We start from the raw sequence: 17,897 nt of genomic DNA on the forward strand, positions 1-17,897 counted from the left end.
TCTGGCTTATCATCTGTTCCAGACGCTGATCGTCGTTGACCAGTAGCCAGATACGGCTCTTATCGCTGTCCTGGATCGGTAGGCAAAGAATACCTTCCACGTTGAACGCGCGGCGGGCAAACAGCCCACAGACGTGGGTCATTACGCCCGGATGGTTGCGTACGGTGAGTTCCAGGATTACGTTGTCATGAGTCTGCTGTTGCATGGCTTATTCCCCCACCATTTCAGTGTTTGCCGCGCCCGGCGGCACCATCGGGTACACTTTTTCTTCCGCGTCGATACGCACGTGGATCAGCGCAGGTCCAGGACGATTAATCATTTCCTGCAACGCTGCCTGTGGATCCGCTTCGTTATTTAAATCACAAGTTTCCAGACCAAATCCGGCTGCGATCTGCATAAAGTTAATCATCCCCGGATAGGTCGCGGCAAAAACACCCTGCTTATAGAACAGGCTCTGCTGCTGATATACCAGACCCAGCGCTTCGTTATTCATCAGAATGATTTTAATATCCAGCTGATTTTCGCTGGCCGTCGCCATTTCCTGAATATTCATCATCAGGCTACCGTCGCCAGAGAAGCACAGGACTTTTTTATCCGGGTTCGCCAGCGCCGCGCCAATGGCCGCCGGCAGACCAAATCCCATGGTGCCCAGACCACCAGAGGTCAGCCACTGACGCGGACGGTTCAGCGGATAAGCCTGCGCCGCCCACATCTGATGCTGGCCGACGTCGGTAGTGATAATGGCGCTGTCATCCACGCAAGCCGCCACAGCGTTGATCAGCCCATAGTGACTGAGCGGGTCGCTTTCCTGCGGAATAGCGCAAGGAAACTCACGTTGTAAATCGGCCACCATCTGATGCCATGCCTCTCGCGGCTGGGCTGCAACCAATGGGATCAGTTGCGCCAGAACCTCATCGACATCCGCCTGAATCGCGACATGCGGCTGTTTGATTTTACCCAGCTCCGCACGGTCGATATCCACGTGGATGATTTTGGCGTTCGGGCAGAACTGTTCGGTTTTACCAATCGCCCGGTCATCAAAACGTGCGCCCAGAACAATCAGTAAGTCCGCTTCTTGCAGAATAAAGTTGGTGCTGCGCGCGCCGTGCATACCCAGCATGCCTAACGACAGCGGATGCGCCTTTGGCAGCATGCCCAGCGCCATCAAGGTCATGGTGGTAGGCAGCATGGCTTTTTCGGCCAGTTCACGCACGCGTGCGGGCGCGTTAATCACGCCGCCGCCGAGGTACAGCACCGGACGCTGTGCGGCATTAATCATGGCCGCGGCATCGCGAATGCTGTCCTGACTGAACGCCGGCGCCGCCATTTTCTGCGCGGGTTCCGGCATCTCTTCAATTTCAAATACGGCGGTTTGAATATCCTTAGGAATGTCTATCCACACCGGGCCTGGACGTCCGGACTGCGCAATGCGGAACGCATCGCTCATGACCTGCGGTAATTCATTGATATGGCGGACCAGATAGTTGTGTTTGGTGATGGGGATAGAAATACCGTAGGTGTCGACTTCCTGGAAGGCGTCGGTACCGATCATCGAGGCCGGAACCTGCCCGGTGATACACACCAGCGGGATGGAATCCAGACGAGCATCGGCAATCGCGGTAACCAGGTTGGTGGCGCCCGGCCCGCTACAAGCCATACACACGGCGGGTTTACCATCGGTTCGCGCCATGCCTTGCGCGATAAACCCCGCACCCTGCTCGTGGCGCGCCAGGATATGACGGATTTTCGTGCTTTGGCTTAACGCGTCATAGACGGGAAGGATCGATCCGCCAGGGATACCGGTGACTACCTGGATTCCCTGACGTTCCAGGAAATGAACGATGAATTCTGCGCCCGTAAAACGCGTACGCTTGGATGTTATGCCCGAACTTGCCATGCTCCAGTCCTTTTATTCTGGGCCGTTGCTCCGGGCAGGTCTCTTAAACGAAAAACCCCGCCCGGTTTGCGCCGGCGGGGTTTTGGAATCGTGTGTTGATCCGGACCCTACGGCGCATTGCCGACGACCACCACCACACGCACGACGACCGCTGCGCGAGATGGCGCAGTTTTTAGTAGGGTCGCAGTCAGCATGGAAGGGTTCATTAGGGACCTGTCTGTTTGTTGATTAACTGGATTTATACAAACACAGGTTTTTCAGCGTGACAATGGAAAAATTTTCATCTGCACAAAAATGCGTCAAAGATCACATTTCGCTATGTGATGATGAAAAACAAAAAACCCCGCCGGAGCGAGGTTCTTTTCAGCGTTGTGCGGTTGGTAGCCGCCGAGCACACTGTGTTATGTCAACGAGAAAAGTATACGCGTTCTGCGAAGAACACGCAATTTCGGCACGAATTTTGATGATGTTGAGTATGGCCTAATGTTGACGTCTCGTCCATAAAATACTGTTAATTTATACAGTATTTATCTATAATATTTCGGTACGCAATGTGTTATGCGGGGGCCGCATCGTAAACCGGCGCATCAAAGTCCTGGCTGAAACGGGTGGTGCCGTCAGCGCCTTAACCCCCGTGTGAGCACACTGTGTTATGTCAACAAAGGTGCTGGCAACAGGCAGCGGCGAGGTACGCCAGCACCGTGCTCCTTGTACCAAAAGGAGAGCGTATGAGCCTCGTGGATATCGCTATTCTTATCCTCAAACTCATTGTTGCAGCACTGCAACTACTTGATGCCGTTCTGAAATACGTTAAGTAATTCAGATTCAAGTCGCACCTAAGGGGAGCGGGTAACACTCCGCTCCCCTTTCACCTTTTCCCAGGTGCTTGTCACGCGTCAATATGTTACGTTTTTATGACATTCTCAGGGAAGAATTCCGCCATGACGCTTTCTGTTTTCTGCATTTTGCTGTTCGCCGCGTTGCTGCATGCCAGCTGGAATGCCATTGTTAAGGCTGGAAACGATAAACTGTACTCGGCGATCGGCGTCAGCGGCTCGGCTGCGATTATGGCATTGATCTGCTTACCCTTTGCGCCTCAGCCTTCTGCCGCCAGCCTGCCGTTTTTGGCTGTCTCAACGGCCTTACAAGTGGTGTACACGGTTCTTGTCGCCAAAACCTATCAGGTTTCGGATATGAGTCAGACCTATCCTTTAATGCGCGGCACCGCACCGTTGCTGGTTGCGATTATCAGCGTCCTGTTTCTTGGCGATAGTCTCTCTACGCTTGCCTGGGTGGGGATTGCCACCATCTGCCTGGCTATTCTCGGCATGGCATTTAACGGACGCAGCAGCTCGCAACGCGGGATCGTTCTGGCGCTCATTAACGCCTGTTTTATTGCCGGTTACACGCTGGTCGACGGCACCGGGGTACGCTTATCAGAAACCGCGTTGGGTTATACGCTGTGGACCTTCTTTCTGAACGGTTCTTGCCTGCTCACATGGGCGATGATCGCCAGACGCCGGGAAGCGTCACGCTATCTGGTACAGCAGTGGAAGAAAGGTATTCTTGGCGGGATTGGCACGATGGGTTCCTACGGACTGGCGCTGTGGGCCATGACCCAGGCGCCGTTGGCGGTGGTCGCTGCGCTGCGTGAAACTTCCATCCTGTTTGGCGCGCTGCTCGCCTGGCTGCTGCTGAAAGAGAAGGTCGCAGGGATACGTCTTGTCGCAGCCGCAGGTATTGCCATAGGCGCGGTTTTGCTACGCTTGTCATGATCTGTTGGTCGACCTGATGCAATCCGGCAACATTTGTTGCCGTTTTTTGTTTACATTTCCTGCCGTTCATCGCTTAAACATTCCAGCCTACTATCTGGCCTTCTTTTTCTGTTGTGGTAGATTCCACGCGCATTTACGGGAAAGTGCAGCACCTTATTCTTATTTTTTCACTTTTTTAAAAGTTATCAGCGAAATGAAAAGGCATAGAAGCGTCAATTTGTTGTTGATGTTGGTATTACTGGTGGCGGTTGGACAGATGGCGCAAACCATTTATATCCCCGCTATTGCTGATATGGCGCGTGAACTGAACGTTCGCGAAGGGGCGGTGCAGAGCGTGATGGCCGCCTATCTACTGACCTACGGCCTGTCACAACTGTTTTACGGCCCACTTTCCGATCGCGTTGGCCGCCGTCCGGTGATCCTCGCCGGGATGTCTATTTTTATGCTGGCCACGCTGGTCGCCATCACCACCCACAGCCTGACGGTACTGATTATCGCCAGTGCAATCCAGGGGATGGGAACAGGCGTCGGCGGTGTGATGGCGCGAACCTTGCCGCGAGACCTGTATGAAGGTACGCAGCTTCGTCACGCCAACAGTTTGCTGAATATGGGGATCCTGGTCAGTCCGCTGCTGGCGCCGCTGATTGGCGGTATGCTGGATACCGTGTGGAACTGGCGCGCTTGTTATATTTTTCTGCTGATTCTGTGCGCGGGCGTCACGTTTAGCATGGCGCGCTGGATGCCGGAAACGCGCCCGGCAGGCGCGCCGCGTCCACGGCTTATCGCCAGCTACAAGACCCTGTTTGGCAACAGCTCTTTCACCTGTTACGTGCTCATGCTGATCGGCGGCCTGGCGGGCGTTGCGGTCTTCGAAGCCTGCTCCGGGGTATTATTGGGCGCAAGGCTGGGTTTAAGCAGCATGGTGGTCAGTATCCTGTTTATTCTGCCTATTCCGGCGGCGTTTTTCGGCGCCTGGTTCGCCGGTCGCCCGAACAAGCGTTTCTCAACGCTGATGTGGCAGTCGGTCATCTGCTGTCTGGTTGCCGGTTTGATGATGTGGATCCCAGGCCTGTTCGACGTGATGAACGTCTGGACGCTGCTGGTTCCCGCCGCGCTGTTTTTCTTCGGCGCCGGGATGTTGTTTCCACTGGCAACCAGCGGCGCAATGGAACCTTTCCCGTTCCTGGCGGGCACTGCCGGCGCGCTGGTCGGGGGATTACAGAACATTGGTTCTGGTGTGCTGGCGTGGTTCTCGGCGATGCTGCCGCAGACCGGACAAGCCAGTCTGGGCCTGTTGATGACCCTTATGGGGCTGCTGATTTTTGTATGCTGGCTTCCACTGGCGTCACGCGTGTCGCATCAGGGGCAGGCGGTTTAAGCGCATGATGGCCCGGTTTATCGCCGGGCTTGTCACATTCAGGCGCAACCATCGTCGTCAACAACGGCTCCAGCGCCGGACGCCAGGCTCCCTCCTCGCCATCATAGAACTGCGTATCCGCATTGACAGCATAGGGAATCTTCGCTTTCTTCAGCTCGCACGCCATAAAACGGGCGAAGGCCATTTGCGCTGCAGAAGGTCCATTTTTAATGGTTTCTCCCGGCGACCAGCCGCCTACCCAACTCACATGACCGGTTTTCTGCTGCCAGCGAATGGCGGTATTGATACGGGCGCGAATAGCCGTCTTTTCCGCTGCAGTCCCTGACGTCCATGGGTATTTGCCGTTATTTTTCAGCGGCCCCCACGGGAAGATATGCCATTCGGCCAGCACGGTATTCTGGCTTTGCGGCGGCAACTTCAGGTTCGGCAGCTCTTCCGGCGCGGCACGCAGTCGCGGCGCAATGAAGATCATCCGTTGCGGGTCAATAGCGTGGATGGTACGAATCGTTTTGTCATACACCCGGTTGAGCGATGCCTGATTATGGTTGAGCTTATCCGCAGGTTCATAAATCAGGTCAAAACCCAGTAGCGGCGAACGTTGACCAAAGTAATGCGCCACCGCCACCCACCAGTTCACCACCTCTTTTTCATTACCGGCGCTGGGGTCTTGTTTATATTCATCCGCCTGGTAAGCAATAATCGGGATTACGCCATACTGCTCGCAGGCTTCGACCAGCTTGCGCAGATGAATCAGTCTGGCTTCTGTCGGTTCTCCCGCCACGCGAATACGCACATGGGAAATGCCTTTCGCCCTGAAATCCCGCACCACCAGCGGATCGAACTCGCGGATGCCACGCTCGGTTCGCGCCCAATCTACGTCCATCCCGACCCCAAGCTGCTGCGCATACGACGCCGCCGTCAGCGCTGGTGGTGCTGCACACACGGTGGCGCTGGCGAAGAGTAACAGGGAAACAATCGACTTTAACACGGTCGTCCTTACGCAAATCATCAGGAGTGATATCACGTATTTAGCATGCTTTTTTACTTTCCGTGTAGAGAGAAAGCGTAAAAAATATGCATGACCCGCTTATTTAACCTGCTCCTGTAGCCAGCCAATAAACGCCTCGATTTTCGGCCACTGCCTGCCGGGCAGCGTGGTGATGTAGTAATGCTGATGGCATTTCAGCGCCATATCGCCAAAAGGCGCGACCAGCTCTCCGCTATCGAGGCGTTTTTGCACCAGCCTCTTACGGCCCATCGCTACGCCGATGTGATTCATTGCCGCAATCACCGCTAAATCAGAACGATCGAAACCAATGCCCGACGATGTCGGCAAATTTACCGCAAAATGCTGCGCCCAGCTGTGCCATTCATCGGTCCCGGAATCGTTGCTCCACGCCTGTCTGTCATGCAGCAACGTACAGTGCGGCAAATTCACCAGCGAGCCAGTGAGACCATAACGAGAGGCATAGTCCGGGCTGCAGACCGGCAAAATCTCTTCATCCATCAGAAAATGATGCGTGAGCTGCGCGGAGGGCGCGTCGTCAAAATAGATCGCCAGATCGATGCCGGCACGCTGCAGATTGACGTTGTCGTTCCCAGTCAGCATGGTCAGCGAAATCGACGGGTAGCGACGGGTGAAGTCGCCGAGCGCCGGAACCAGCCAACACTGGGCGATAGAGGGCCGTGAGTACACGGTGAGCATCCCCGACAGTTCCTGATTTTTGATATCAAGAATTTCCTGGTTAAGCGTGTCCAGCGACGATTTCAGCGCCCAGAACACCCGTTTACCCTCGTGAGTCAGTTCCACTTTGCGGTGAGAACGGACAAACAGTTGAATACCCAACTCATCTTCCAACTGATTAATGCGATGGCTGACAGCGCTGGGGCTTAATGACAATTCCTCTGCCGCCAGCGCAAACGACTGATGGCGGGCCGCCACTTCAAAGGTATACAGCTTTGACAGCTGCCAGCCGTTAAGTAGTCGGTTTCTGACTTCGCGTAGGGGATCCATATTCATCTCTGTCATCCTGAATCATGCGTCGGAGTGTAAAAAAAACCGCTGTAAAAATCAGCACAAAGATGATTCATAGTGAACCATATCGCACTAATGACGTGTAATTAGACGTAAATCACTCACTTGATGCAATCTGGCTCATGTGAAAGAGGATTTATATCGTTTGTCAGACCCTGCCTTATTTTTGTCCAATAACCTCAGGTTAATCACAGGGCAAGGTGAGTTATGCACTCTCAAATCTGGGTTGTGAGCACGCTGCTGATAAGCATCGTGTTAATCGTTTTGACCATCGTGAAGTTCAAATTCCACCCGTTTCTGGCGCTGCTGTTAGCCAGCTTCTTCGTGGGTACGATGATGGGTATGGGGCCGCTGGATATGGTCAATGCCATTGAGAGCGGCATCGGCGGTACGCTGGGCTTCCTCGCCGCGGTTATCGGCCTCGGGACCATTCTGGGCAAAATGATGGAAGTGTCCGGCGCGGCAGAACGCATTGGCCTGACGTTACAGCGCTGCCGCTGGCTTTCCGCTGATGTCATTATGGTGCTGGTCGGGCTGATTTGCGGGATCACGCTGTTTGTTGAAGTCGGCGTGGTACTGTTGATTCCGCTGGCTTTTTCGATTGCCAAAAAGACCAATACTTCACTGCTGAAGCTGGCGATCCCACTGTGTACGGCGCTGATGGCGGTGCACTGTGTGGTGCCGCCGCATCCGGCCGCTCTGTTCGTCGCGAATAAGCTGGGTGCGGACATTGGCAGCGTAATTGTTTACGGTTTACTGGTGGGCTTAATGGCCTCGCTTGTCGGCGGGCCGCTGTATCTGAAATTTCTCGGTAACCGCCTGCCGTTTAAACCGGTGCCGGCTGAGTTTTCCGACCTTAAAGTTCGCGACGAAAGTACGCTGCCGTCGCTGGGCGCAACGCTGTTTACCGTCCTGTTGCCGATTGGCCTGATGCTGGTCAAAACCGTTGCTGAGTTGAACATGGCGAAAGGCAGCACGCTGTATACGCTGCTGGAGTTTATTGGTAACCCGATCACCGCGATGTTTATTGCCGTCTTCGTAGCCTACTACATTCTCGGCCTGCGTCAGCACATCGGCATGGGCGCGCTGCTGACCCACACTGAAAACGGGTTTGGTTCGATTGCCAACATTCTGCTGATTATCGGCGCAGGCGGCGCATTCAACGCTATCCTCAAGAGTAGCGGGCTGGCGGATACCCTCGCGCTAATCCTTTCAAACATGCATATGCACCCAATTCTGCTGGCGTGGCTGGTGGCGTTAATTCTGCATGCTGCGGTGGGCTCTGCCACGGTGGCGATGATGGGCGCGACGGCAATCGTGGCACCAATGCTGCCGCTCTATCCCAACGTTAGCCCGGAGATCATCGCTATTGCAATTGGTTCCGGCGCCATTGGCTGCACGATCGTCACAGATTCCCTCTTCTGGCTGGTGAAGCAGTACTGCGGCGCCACCCTGAATGAGACGTTCAAATACTATACGACCGCGACATTTATCGCGTCCGTGATTGCACTGGTGTGCACATTCCTGCTTTCCTTTATTATTTAAGCGCGAAGAGACTGACTATGGAAAACATTCAAACACTTATCGGCCAGTATCCTTTAGTGGAAGATCTGGTGGCTCTCAAAGAGACGGCCTGGTTTAACCCTGGCACCACCTCTCTTGCAGAAGGTTTACCCTATGTTGGCCTGACCGAACACGATGTTCAGGATGCCCATGCCCGGCTGACGCGCTTCGCGCCGTACCTGGCACAGGCCTTCCCGGAAACCGCAGCCACCGGCGGCATTATTGAGTCTGAGCTGGCTGCAATCCCATTGATGCAAAAACGACTGGAAAAAGCATTCGGACAGCACATCTGCGGCGAACTGTTGCTGAAAAAAGACAGCCACCTGCCGATTTCCGGCTCAATTAAAGCGCGTGGCGGCATTTATGAGGTCCTGACCCACGCGGAAAAACTGGCGCTGGAAGCCGGTCTGCTGACGACAGAAGATGATTACAGCATTCTGCTTTCACCTGAATTTAAAAAGTTTTTCAGCCAGTACAGCATCGCGGTAGGCTCCACCGGCAACCTCGGGATGTCGATTGGCATCATGAGCGCCCGTATCGGCTTTAAGGTGACGGTACATATGTCTGCCGACGCGCGCGCATGGAAAAAAGCCAAACTACGCAGTCACGGCGTGACGGTCGTCGAGTATGAAGAAGATTACGGCGTGGCGGTTGAACAGGGTCGCAAAGCGGCAGAGTCCGATCCGAACTGCTTCTTTATTGATGATGAAAATTCCCGCACGCTGTTTTTAGGTTACGCGGTGGCTGGTCAGCGTCTGAAGGCGCAGTTCGCGCAGCAGGGTCGCGTGGTGGATTCTGACCATCCGCTGTTTGTCTACCTGCCGTGCGGCGTCGGCGGCGGTCCTGGCGGGGGGGCGGTTGGTCTGAAGCTGGCGTTTGGCGATAACGTACACTGCTTCTTCGCCGAGCCGACCCATTCACCCTGCATGCTGCTGGGGATTTATACCGGGCTGCACGATACCATTTCCGTGCAGGACATTGGCATCGACAACCTGACGGCGGCGGATGGGCTGGCGGTGGGCCGCGCTTCGGGGTTTGTCGGTCGGGCGATGGAACGTCTGCTCGACGGTCTGTACACCCTGGACGATCAGACGATGTACGACATGCTGGGCTGGCTGGCGCAGGAAGAAGGGATTCGCCTTGAGCCTTCAGCGCTGGCGGGGATGGCCGGTCCGCAGCACGTTTGCGCCTCTGCTGACTATCAGCAGATGCACGGCTTCAGCGCCGACCAGCTCAATAACGCCACTCATCTGGTGTGGGCGACCGGCGGCGGCATGGTGCCGGAAGCCGAAATGGCGCAGTATCTGGCCAAAGGGCGATAACGCCGCTGTGCTTAACGCAGCATCGCCATCAGTTCCATCGGTGAGCGATGCTGCTTAAGCAGGTCACGCATCACGCGCATATGCGGCGCGGTATGGTTGAAGAAAGCCTGATATCCTGTACACAGCACGCCCTTTCCATTCTCCTCGCGATACGCAGGACAATCTCCATGGTAGTACTGAAACAAAGAGCATGCCTGACAGCGTGTATTCTGCAGTGTCATCGTCTGGCATTCAAACAGTGCAGTCCGACCACACCACTGGCGTAGCGTATTATCGAAAAGCTGAATAGATATTTGATTAATATCTTCACGTACCCAGATATCAAATATCGCAATTAAAAATCGCCCCCACCCGTCCGGCGTCACTGAATCTTCAGTCAGGTAACCTGAAGCATCGCGCTTAATCAAAGGAGTAAACTGTACGAGGCGAACTTTTCCTTGTTGCAAACCACGATACAATTCAACCGGTTGTAAACTTTTCTGGTGGTTAATCACCATTTCTAAAACGTCATCACTAACATCCATGTTCTCACATCCTGTCATGCAAAATTCTCGATAAATACGATAAGTTGGCGAACATGCGTTACAGCAAACAGTATTGCGAGGGATAACACCGCGAGGGAGATCATAAATTTGTCACGCACCGCGCGAGATTCAGAAAAATCACTATCACTCACATCCATGAGATTACGGCTGCGGGTATAACGCCAGAGAATAATCGCCACCAACGTCAGTATGACGATAGATATCCAGAACAGTGCCCCAGCCTGATGCCAGTTGTGCTTAATCGCCAGCGCCATTAACGCGCCATAACCCAACAACGTACGAAACCATGCCAACGATGTGCGCTCCGGTTGTAGTCCCGGATCGGCGATACGTCGCGATTTACGGCTATCCGGCATACAGCACCAGCACCATAACAATCACCGCTACAATCGTCAGCATTGCGCTGATAATGAGCAAACTGTGGGTGTAAGGCAAATCCTCTTTCAAGCGCATTGCCTTTTCATTACGTAACCAGCGCAAATAACCATAAATAGCCAGACCGCCAGCAAACAGGCACAGCAAAAGGGCCAATACTTCGCGAATAACCGGCGTGGCGAAATCCGGAGCCAGTTGATCCAGACCAACGCCTGCGGCCAGAAAACCTAACGAGGTGCGTATCCATGCCAGAAATGTGCGTTCATTTGCCAGCGAGAAGCGATAATCCGGCGCTTCCCCTAGGCGGGAAATCTTCATGACGACTCCTTCAATATTGTTGTCTGGTCGTTATACCGGAACAGTTCAGCAGTATGAACCTGATTCGCAAACGGAAGAGAACGTAATGTGATGAGACAATGGAAAAAAAAGATGTGGCGAATGGCGACTTGCACCGTATCCGACCTACAGAAGATGCAGGCCGGATACGCTGTTACTAACCTATTCCCCAGAAGAGCACCGCCAGCAGCTGCGGGGTGATAATCCTCAGGAACATCACCAGCGGATAAACAGTAGCATAGGAGAGCGCCGCCGCCCCGCTGGTGGCATGCAGGTTGTTAGCAAACGCCAGCGCGGGGGGATCGGTCATCGAACCCGCCAGCATACCGCACAGCGTCAGATAGTTCATTTTGGCGAAGATACGTGCCAGCAGTCCCACGGTAATCAGCGGAATGGCGGTAATAAAAATACCGTACCCGACCCAGCTCAGCCCATCGCCCTGGGTCAGCGTATTAACAAAATCACCGCCGGACTTCAGGCCAACCACCGCAAGGAACAGCACAATACCTAACTCTCGCAGCGCCAGGTTAGCGCTGGGAGGCATAAACCAGTACAGCTTACCAATGCTGCCAATACGTCCCAGAATTAAGGCCATGATCAGCGGTCCACCGGCCAAACCCAATTTTAACGCCACCGGGAAACCCGGGATGAACAGCGGGATGGACCCCAGTAGAACACCCAGTCCTATACCGATAAATACCGGCAGCATCTGCACCTGTTGCAGTTTTTGCTGCGCGTTGCCGACAACATTGGCAACGGCATCAATGGACGCGGGACGCCCCACCAGATTGAGGATATCCCCGAATTGCAGGCTGGCATCGCTGCTGGCTACCAGCTCAACGCCCGCACGGTTCAAACGGGAGATAACCACGTCGTAACGTTCTTTAAAATGCAGGTCGCGGATACGTTTACCCAGCACCTGTTCGTTGGTCACCACCACGCGTTCAACGCGTAAATCAGTACCTCGCGTCGACAGCGATGTGTCCACCTCCTGCCCAATCACCACCTGCGCGTTATGCAGGTCACCGGGCTGGCCGACCAGGTGTAGCAGGTCGCCCATCTGGATAATCGTCCCTGGCGACGGCACCATTAATGTCTCTTCACGCTTCAGACGCGAGCAGATGATTTTATCGCTGTTCAGAATTGGGACATCCTGAATCGCCATATTGTTGAGGTTCGGGTTTTCCACGCGGATGTTCATGGTCTGAATCAGCGCGTGTCCGTTGGTCAACGTGGATTCATGCTGCTGAGCTTCAGCATCGACGTTAACGCGGAAAATAAGGCGCATCAGCCACATCGTGAGCAAAATACCGCAGATACCAAAAGGATAAGCCATGGCATAGCTCATCCCCATCTGGTCTACAATATCTGCTGGCGTCCCCAGATCGCGCAGAATTTGCTGCCCCGCCCCCAGCGCCGGCGTATTGGTGACCGCGCCGGAGAATATCCCCAGCACCACCGGAAGGGGAATGGCAAAAATCTTATGCAGGATCGCGGTGACCAGCCCCCCCATGATGACAATCAGTACGGCAAACAGATTCAGCCGCAGCCCGGAAACGCGCAGTGACGCAAAAAAGCCCGGCCCCACCTGAATACCGATGGTGTAGACGAAAAGAATCAGGCCAAATTCCTGAATGAAATGCAGCATGTCGCCGCTCAGGGTCATCCCTGCCTGATCGACAAAATGTCCGACGATAATACCGCCGAACAGCACCCCTCCGATGCCAAAACCAACGCCACGTATTTTTATGTTGCCGATCCATAATCCGACAACCGCCACCAACGCCAGAACGCTGACCGTCAATGCTATATCACTCATTATCCTGTTCCCTGTGAATAACATCATTAAGTAAATGGATTCTCGCAGAGTACAGTCGCAATGTATGGGTGGTAAAGCACAAAAAAGCCCCGTCATTTCTGGCGGGGCAAAGGCATGGAGCTATTTAGCTATTTAATGCGGGACGTTCGCTGATGGCGATACGTTGTGGGGCAATGGTTTCAGGTTCATTACGGGTCAAATCGATATGCAGCAAGCCGTTAGTAAAGCTTGCGCCGGAGACCTCCATATTTTCAGCCAGCGTAAAGCTCAGACTGAACGACTGAGTAACCAGCCCCTGGTGCAACCATTTTGTCTCTTTTTCCGGCTGCTGCGGTGTACCTTTCACCGTCAGGCGTGTGCCTTCCAGTTGAATATCCAGATCTTCCTGGCGGAAACCGGCTAACGCAAGGGTAATGCGATAGTGGTTATCATCGCTCTTTTCGATGTTATAGGGTGGGAAGCTCTGGCTTTCACCGGCGTTTTGTAACGCATTGGCCAGTTTGTCAAAACCGATCCATTGACGCAGCAGTGGGGATAAATCGTAGTTACGCATAATAATCTCCTTCTAAGAAGCGAGTAGGTACCTTTCGGCTCCCTGACGGCAAGCCGATTGCTTAGCAAGGCCGCCTGAAGCGGCCCACAGAATTAGTTGATTTCGATGCGGCGCGGTTTGTTCGCTTCGGGAATAACGCGCTCAAGATCGATATACAGCAGACCATTCACCAGGTTTGCGCCGCGAACATGAATGTTCTCCGCTAACTGGAACTTACGTTCGAAGTTGCGCTCAGCAATACCCTGATACAGGTAAGTACGTTCTTTTTGCTCATCCGCATGAGCGCCTTTTACCACCAGCAGATTGTCCTGCGCGGTAATTTCCAGCTCGCTTTCAGCAAAACCGGCAACGGCAATCGCAATGCGGTAATGGTTTTCGTCTACCAGCTCAACGTTGTACGGAGGGTAGCCGCCATTACTCTGGCTCTGGTTGTTTTCCAGCAGGTTAAACAGACGGTCAAAACCAATAGCAGAACGGTACAGCGGGGATAAATCAAAGTTACGCATAATCAATAGCTCCTGAAATCAGCGAGAATGTGAGACCTTCCATCATGGACAGGTCAGGTAGCCAGGACACCCATCAGGCATGCCCTTCTGTTGTCTACATCCTAAAAATGGGTCTTAACACAAACTTTTCAAGTGTATTCATCTGACTTTTTTTGCAGTTTGTTGTCTATTGCATACACTGGGGAGAGCAGTTGTTATCGATAAATCGCAATAGCCGCCACAGTGCGACGAAATGGTGATGTTATTTTCGCAACGGATCGCTTTAACTCACCATGCAAACACGATGAAAACAGATGAATAAACGATGATAAAAAAAATGTTGGTAACACTGACAATGTGCAGCGGGATGGCGTTTTTGAGCGGCTGTTCCAGCATAATGTCGCATACCGGAGGCAAAGAAGGGACGTATCCTGGCACACGCGCCAGCGCCACCATGATCAGCGAAAGTGATACGAATTGGGGAACGAAGTCGCTGGCGATTCTGGATATGCCTTTTACTGCGGTGCTGGATACCGTATTGCTTCCGTGGGATCTCTTTCGTAAAGATAACTCGGTGAGATCCCGCGTAGAAAAGAGCGAGGAGAGAACGCAGGCCACGAATGCCGTTATCCCCCCGGCGAAAATGACTGCACCTTAATTAACGCCCTGTTTCAGTCATCCACAGTTGGCGGAACCCTTCGACCTCTTCCATCCACGCAACCAGTCGCCCATCAGGAGAGAAGACAACCGCATCGGCCGACGGAGGGTTGCCGTGACGCGCCGTTAAAAAATCAATCTCTCCCGTCTGAGCATCACAACAGGCTATTCTGTTTTCCAGCACAAATCCCAGCCATTTCCCTGATGGATGCCAGTTGAATGCCGACTGAATACCCGTGGCGCAACGAGTAAGCTGACGCGGCTCACCACCCTGTGGTGGAATTAACCACAGCTGCACAACGCCATGGTTGTCGCGCATTAAAAACGCAATTTCAAACGTCTGCGGATTACTGCGCACCCAGTGGCGCGGCTGATTCACCAGCCCCGGAAAGGCGCGCTCATGAGTAAACGTCAGGCGACGTTGGCGAATACCGGATGGCGGCGCAGGCATTGTCGCCTCTGTGCCCTCCAGCGGAGCATCACCCGGCTGTTTCCAGCCGCTTTCATTCTGAGGCAAATCAACAATAAACAGCTCCGGCACTTTCTCACCGGTCACTGACAACGTATCGCCGATAAACGCCAGTGTGCTTTCGCCCACCCAACCTTCTTCATAGGCGCGGTTTATCTCATCGCTCCCCGGTTTTGGCGCCGGTGTCGTTTGACTCACCAGAACGCACCAGCGGCTCCCGCTATATTCACGTGGATGCTGCGCGGATACGTTCACCGGACCATACGGCGCAGCCACGCCGACGTTACGTAAATCCAGCGCCGGAGAGCGTTCATGCAGCACATGGTCGTTATAAGTAAAACTGACAAACTCACCGTTCGGGCTAAAGACATGCACATGACTGCCGCCGCGTAACGCGCCAGGCGTGTACGGCGCGGTGATATCCATCGCATCCAGATTCGTCACCTCTGCCTGCGAAACAATCACCCCACGGCGATGATGAAAGTCGTAATCCCATGTTTCATCTGGATTTTCTGGCCCATGAATAAAAACATACTTTTCCGACTTTGGATGAACGGTCACCACGCCAACATGTGCCCCCTGAGTGGCCCGGTAAATCACCTCCAGTTCGCCAGTATGAACATTAACGCGTTCAATCGTTTCCCCCGTAAAAGAGGCACCGGAAGGACGCACGTCGAAGACCAGCCACTGACTGTCCGGGGTCCAGGTGTTGATATTGGTAAGCTGATGATTACGCGGCGTAAAGGTGATTTGCTTCATGGGATGCCCTGATACAAGACGATTTAAGCAATCATACTTCACAAGCACTTCACTTGCAGGATTTAGCGTAGCGATTATCGGATTGAGCCCGGCATATGCAGAAAAACCTCCGCCAGTGAAGTTCTGATGGAGGTTTTTAATAAAGGAATGAATTCTCATCCACTTTCGACAGATTATCCCTGGCACCTGCAAGCGTAGCCAGCGCAGGGAAATTAGCATCGCTATACCAGGATTGTGGTAAAGGTAGCCGCGCCATGTTACTTCCGGGCCGGAGTTGAAGTTGCGCCAGCGAATCAAGGGAATAATTTCGCCAGTGATGCGGTAATGACAGGCGTAGCGGCGCGGCTTTTTCGCCCGGCACTGGCGTTGGCAAACGCGAATCACTTACATCGTAGTTTCTGTGCAGCACCAGATATTTCTCCGGCACCCGACGCTGGCTGTTCCACCACTTGCCATCCAGCATATCAAACTGAAAACGGGTTATTGTTTCTGACTTAGCTCCCAACTGCGTTAACGCCTGACGCAGTGCATTATTCATTGCCGCATCGTACATCCCTGATGTTGCCAGTTGCCCATCAAGGATCAGCGACACCGCAATTCTTGCCCCCAACAGGTTGGAGTAGAGATCTTCCGGTGAAAATGCGGAAACTTCCTCAGAAAACCCAGAAACTGACTCAAAACCGTACCATTGTGCAATTTCATGCCAGGCCGCGAGCTGAAAGGCCAGATGTGCTGCCAGCCAGGCAGCTAATGCGTAACGATCGCCCGCCGTTTCAGGTGGTGTGAAGGCGTTGAAAACGATATGCCGCTCCGCCAGTTCATCTTCGAGTCGCAACGTAAAAGGCTGACCTAACTGTGGAAGTAGATGGCTAAAAAGCCAGACCGTCATATCTGCGGTATCTCGTACATGCGCGATATCGATGAAACCGCCGCGAGAGGTGTACACAATGCCATTGTGTTCATGCCCGATGCCGGCCAGGTTCACTAACCCTAACAGCAAGCTATCGTTATAGCGATGCTCGCCAATACCGTTAGCTGTCACGACGTTATTAAGTTCATAAAACGGTACTGGCATATCCAGCACCTGCGCGTGCAGGTCGTAACCAAAAGCGCAGCACGGACGTAACCCTTGGGGCGCAGGGAGCGGCGAAACAACTGGCCAGGCGGTGCTTTCGGCCTTGTCATCTTCATTTACCAACTGCAAAGGTACAGGTATCGCAGCATGGACCCCGACCGTTGCCAATAACAAGATAGTCATCAGCAGCACTTTATTGATCAAAACGCCTCTCCTACCTGAAAATAAAAACCGCTGCTCCCTTTGCCAATGCCATAATCCAGACGCACATTCACCCGCGGCTTAAATTCAAAGCGATACCCCACCCCCGCCGAGGGTAGCCAGCGTCCGTCATCCAGCGCGCTAAATGATGGCCCCATCGTCCCTGCGCCCAACCAGCCAACCACGCCATGCCGCCAGTCAAGTTTGCGGCGATACTCTACCTGCCCGCTGACGGCGTTTTTATCGCGATAGCGTCCTTCGTAATAGCCGCGCATCCGCTGATTGCTACCGAGCAGCGGCATCATGCTCCACGGCACATCCCCTTGAGTAAAGGCACCGTCCATCTCCCATGCCAGTACGTCCTGGTCGTCCAAAGAGTGATAACGGCTGTAGTGCAACTGGTATTCATCAAACCGGGTATCGCTCCCCGCATCGGGCGTATAGCGGGTATAGCGTACGTCGGCATATTGTCCCTGGCGCGGGTTAGGAACAAAGTCGCGGTCATCCCAGCTAAGTTCGACACTGCTGCCGGAACTTAGCACCGACGCGCCCTGCCCGGTATTTTCAATTTTTGGCGGATCATTACCATCCATTTGCGCAGCATGTTGCGCGTTCAGCGACCAGCCGACGCCCAGATAGATATTAGGCGCTAC

The 17,897-nt window shown here is 53.8% G+C and carries 20 protein-coding genes and 1 other annotated feature; of the genes, 6 read left to right on the top strand and 14 right to left on the bottom strand.

All coding sequences use genetic code 11. The features are described 5' to 3' along the window. The 3 genes from ilvN to ivbL all read right to left on the bottom strand — a co-directional run. Positions 1–205: acetolactate synthase small subunit (gene ilvN, locus KQJ18_RS13390; RefSeq protein ID WP_216422113.1), on the bottom strand; the 205-nt coding region annotated here is incomplete at its 3' end. Between the two features lie 3 nt (positions 206–208). After that, positions 209–1,897: an acetolactate synthase large subunit gene (gene ilvB, locus KQJ18_RS13395; RefSeq protein WP_069323662.1), complete on the bottom strand. Its 1,689-nt coding sequence runs from the start codon at positions 1,895–1,897 to the stop codon at positions 209–211. A gap of 107 nt (positions 1,898–2,004) precedes the next feature. Next, complete coding sequence (ivbL, locus tag KQJ18_RS13400) at positions 2,005–2,103, bottom strand: ilvB operon leader peptide IvbL (protein ID WP_003827118.1); 99 nt, start codon at positions 2,101–2,103, stop codon at positions 2,005–2,007. A gap of 522 nt (positions 2,104–2,625) precedes the next feature. Here ivbL and tisB point away from each other — a divergent pair. The 3 genes from tisB (at position 2,626) to emrD (ending at position 5,050) form a co-directional block, all read left to right on the top strand. After that, entirely contained in the window at positions 2,626–2,715 is a 90-nt protein-coding gene (gene tisB, locus KQJ18_RS13405; protein WP_003023909.1) for a type I toxin-antitoxin system toxin TisB, read from the top strand. 123 nt (positions 2,716–2,838) lie between these two features. After that, positions 2,839–3,672, top strand: a complete 834-nt coding sequence (locus tag KQJ18_RS13410; protein WP_110496412.1) for a DMT family transporter — start codon at positions 2,839–2,841, stop codon at positions 3,670–3,672. Positions 3,673–3,865: 193 nt separating this feature from the next. Then, the gene (gene emrD, locus KQJ18_RS13415) at positions 3,866–5,050 is read left to right on the top strand and encodes a multidrug efflux MFS transporter EmrD (protein WP_038635685.1); all 1,185 of its coding nucleotides are present in this window, start codon (positions 3,866–3,868) and stop codon (positions 5,048–5,050) included. Here the strand turns inward: emrD and KQJ18_RS13420 are convergent. Together KQJ18_RS13420 and dsdC are read right to left on the bottom strand one after the other, a co-directional pair. Further along, positions 4,977–6,059, bottom strand: a complete 1,083-nt coding sequence (locus KQJ18_RS13420) for a cellulase family glycosylhydrolase (RefSeq protein WP_069323659.1) — start codon at positions 6,057–6,059, stop codon at positions 4,977–4,979. The genes emrD and KQJ18_RS13420 overlap by 74 nt on opposite strands. 78 nt (positions 6,060–6,137) lie before the next feature. Continuing rightward, positions 6,138–7,064, bottom strand: coding sequence for a DNA-binding transcriptional regulator DsdC (dsdC, locus tag KQJ18_RS13425; RefSeq protein ID WP_087857272.1), 927 nt, complete (start codon positions 7,062–7,064; stop codon positions 6,138–6,140). A gap of 228 nt (positions 7,065–7,292) precedes the next feature. Here dsdC and dsdX point away from each other — a divergent pair, with 228 nt between their 5' ends. Beyond that, on the top strand, positions 7,293–8,630 hold the full coding sequence (gene dsdX / locus KQJ18_RS13430) for a D-serine transporter DsdX (protein ID WP_085049147.1): 1,338 nt from the start codon (positions 7,293–7,295) through the stop codon (positions 8,628–8,630). Positions 8,631–8,647: 17 nt separating this feature from the next. Beyond that, on the top strand, positions 8,648–9,970 hold the full coding sequence (dsdA, locus tag KQJ18_RS13435; RefSeq protein ID WP_216422115.1) for a D-serine ammonia-lyase: 1,323 nt from the start codon (positions 8,648–8,650) through the stop codon (positions 9,968–9,970). 11 nt (positions 9,971–9,981) lie between these two features. On the opposite strand, the gene KQJ18_RS13440 is transcribed toward dsdA, so the two are convergent. The 6 genes from KQJ18_RS13440 to ibpA all read right to left on the bottom strand — a co-directional run bounded on the left by KQJ18_RS13440 (position 9,982) and on the right by ibpA (position 14,104). Beyond that, a complete protein-coding gene (locus KQJ18_RS13440; protein ID WP_038635697.1) occupies positions 9,982–10,494 on the bottom strand; it encodes a radical SAM protein in 513 nt (170 codons plus the stop codon). A gap of 14 nt (positions 10,495–10,508) precedes the next feature. Then, positions 10,509–10,871, bottom strand: coding sequence for a DUF202 domain-containing protein (locus tag KQJ18_RS13445; RefSeq protein WP_085049149.1), 363 nt, complete (start codon positions 10,869–10,871; stop codon positions 10,509–10,511). After that, a complete protein-coding gene (locus tag KQJ18_RS13450; RefSeq protein ID WP_038635701.1) occupies positions 10,861–11,208 on the bottom strand; it encodes a YidH family protein in 348 nt (115 codons plus the stop codon). The genes KQJ18_RS13445 and KQJ18_RS13450 overlap by 11 nt, the downstream gene beginning before the upstream one ends. 175 nt (positions 11,209–11,383) lie before the next feature. Then, positions 11,384–13,045, bottom strand: coding sequence for a putative transporter (locus tag KQJ18_RS13455; protein WP_160955374.1), 1,662 nt, complete (start codon positions 13,043–13,045; stop codon positions 11,384–11,386). A gap of 124 nt (positions 13,046–13,169) precedes the next feature. Next, on the bottom strand, positions 13,170–13,598 hold the full coding sequence (gene ibpB / locus KQJ18_RS13460) for a small heat shock chaperone IbpB (RefSeq protein ID WP_005121488.1): 429 nt from the start codon (positions 13,596–13,598) through the stop codon (positions 13,170–13,172). A gap of 92 nt (positions 13,599–13,690) precedes the next feature. Next, a complete protein-coding gene (gene ibpA / locus KQJ18_RS13465; RefSeq protein ID WP_006687722.1) occupies positions 13,691–14,104 on the bottom strand; it encodes a small heat shock chaperone IbpA in 414 nt (137 codons plus the stop codon). Further along, positions 14,098–14,170: a sequence feature (ROSE (Repression Of Heat Shock gene Expression) occurs in the 5'-region of heat shock genes and acts as an RNA thermometer to modulate expression.), on the bottom strand. (Overlaps the previous gene by 7 nt.) A 238-nt stretch (positions 14,171–14,408) precedes the next feature. On the opposite strand from ibpA, the gene KQJ18_RS13470 reads away from it, so the two are divergent. Beyond that, positions 14,409–14,741: a YceK/YidQ family lipoprotein gene (locus KQJ18_RS13470; protein WP_085049150.1), complete on the top strand. Its 333-nt coding sequence runs from the start codon at positions 14,409–14,411 to the stop codon at positions 14,739–14,741. Here KQJ18_RS13470 and KQJ18_RS13475 read toward each other — a convergent pair whose 3' ends face one another. The 3 genes from KQJ18_RS13475 to KQJ18_RS13485 all read right to left on the bottom strand — a co-directional run. Beyond that, positions 14,742–15,968 (bottom strand): DUF3748 domain-containing protein, encoded by a 1,227-nt coding sequence (locus KQJ18_RS13475; RefSeq protein WP_216422117.1) that lies wholly within the window; start codon positions 15,966–15,968, stop codon positions 14,742–14,744. It abuts the gene before it with no gap. A gap of 136 nt (positions 15,969–16,104) precedes the next feature. Beyond that, positions 16,105–17,226: a DUF4056 domain-containing protein gene (locus tag KQJ18_RS13480; protein ID WP_216422119.1), complete on the bottom strand. Its 1,122-nt coding sequence runs from the start codon at positions 17,224–17,226 to the stop codon at positions 16,105–16,107. 17 nt (positions 17,227–17,243) lie between these two features. Beyond that, positions 17,244–17,897 (bottom strand): BamA/TamA family outer membrane protein (locus KQJ18_RS13485; RefSeq protein WP_216422118.1); only part of this gene is annotated, 654 nt, incomplete at its 5' end.

The sequence above is a fragment of the Citrobacter sp. S55_ASV_140 genome (assembly GCF_018919505.1).
Classification (GTDB): domain Bacteria; phylum Pseudomonadota; class Gammaproteobacteria; order Enterobacterales; family Enterobacteriaceae; genus Citrobacter; species Citrobacter werkmanii.

Coding starts and splice junctions, on each gene's coding strand:
- KQJ18_RS13470 (WP_085049150.1), top strand. CDS start 14,409: ATGATAAAAAAAATGTTGGTAACACTGACAATGTGCAGCGGGATGGCG.
- KQJ18_RS13440 (WP_038635697.1), bottom strand. CDS start 10,494: ATGGATGTTAGTGATGACGTTTTAGAAATGGTGATTAACCACCAGAAA.
- dsdA (WP_216422115.1), top strand. CDS start 8,648: ATGGAAAACATTCAAACACTTATCGGCCAGTATCCTTTAGTGGAAGAT.
- dsdC (WP_087857272.1), bottom strand. CDS start 7,064: ATGGATCCCCTACGCGAAGTCAGAAACCGACTACTTAACGGCTGGCAG.
- KQJ18_RS13450 (WP_038635701.1), bottom strand. CDS start 11,208: ATGAAGATTTCCCGCCTAGGGGAAGCGCCGGATTATCGCTTCTCGCTG.
- ibpA (WP_006687722.1), bottom strand. CDS start 14,104: ATGCGTAACTTTGATTTATCCCCGCTGTACCGTTCTGCTATTGGTTTT.
- ivbL (WP_003827118.1), bottom strand. CDS start 2,103: ATGAACCCTTCCATGCTGACTGCGACCCTACTAAAAACTGCGCCATCT.
- dsdX (WP_085049147.1), top strand. CDS start 7,293: ATGCACTCTCAAATCTGGGTTGTGAGCACGCTGCTGATAAGCATCGTG.
- KQJ18_RS13420 (WP_069323659.1), bottom strand. CDS start 6,059: ATGATTTGCGTAAGGACGACCGTGTTAAAGTCGATTGTTTCCCTGTTA.
- ibpB (WP_005121488.1), bottom strand. CDS start 13,598: ATGCGTAACTACGATTTATCCCCACTGCTGCGTCAATGGATCGGTTTT.
- ilvB (WP_069323662.1), bottom strand. CDS start 1,897: ATGGCAAGTTCGGGCATAACATCCAAGCGTACGCGTTTTACGGGCGCA.
- tisB (WP_003023909.1), top strand. CDS start 2,626: ATGAGCCTCGTGGATATCGCTATTCTTATCCTCAAACTCATTGTTGCA.
- KQJ18_RS13455 (WP_160955374.1), bottom strand. CDS start 13,045: ATGAGTGATATAGCATTGACGGTCAGCGTTCTGGCGTTGGTGGCGGTT.
- KQJ18_RS13480 (WP_216422119.1), bottom strand. CDS start 17,226: ATGACTATCTTGTTATTGGCAACGGTCGGGGTCCATGCTGCGATACCT.
- KQJ18_RS13475 (WP_216422117.1), bottom strand. CDS start 15,968: ATGAAGCAAATCACCTTTACGCCGCGTAATCATCAGCTTACCAATATC.
- KQJ18_RS13445 (WP_085049149.1), bottom strand. CDS start 10,871: ATGCCGGATAGCCGTAAATCGCGACGTATCGCCGATCCGGGACTACAA.
- KQJ18_RS13410 (WP_110496412.1), top strand. CDS start 2,839: ATGACGCTTTCTGTTTTCTGCATTTTGCTGTTCGCCGCGTTGCTGCAT.
- emrD (WP_038635685.1), top strand. CDS start 3,866: ATGAAAAGGCATAGAAGCGTCAATTTGTTGTTGATGTTGGTATTACTG.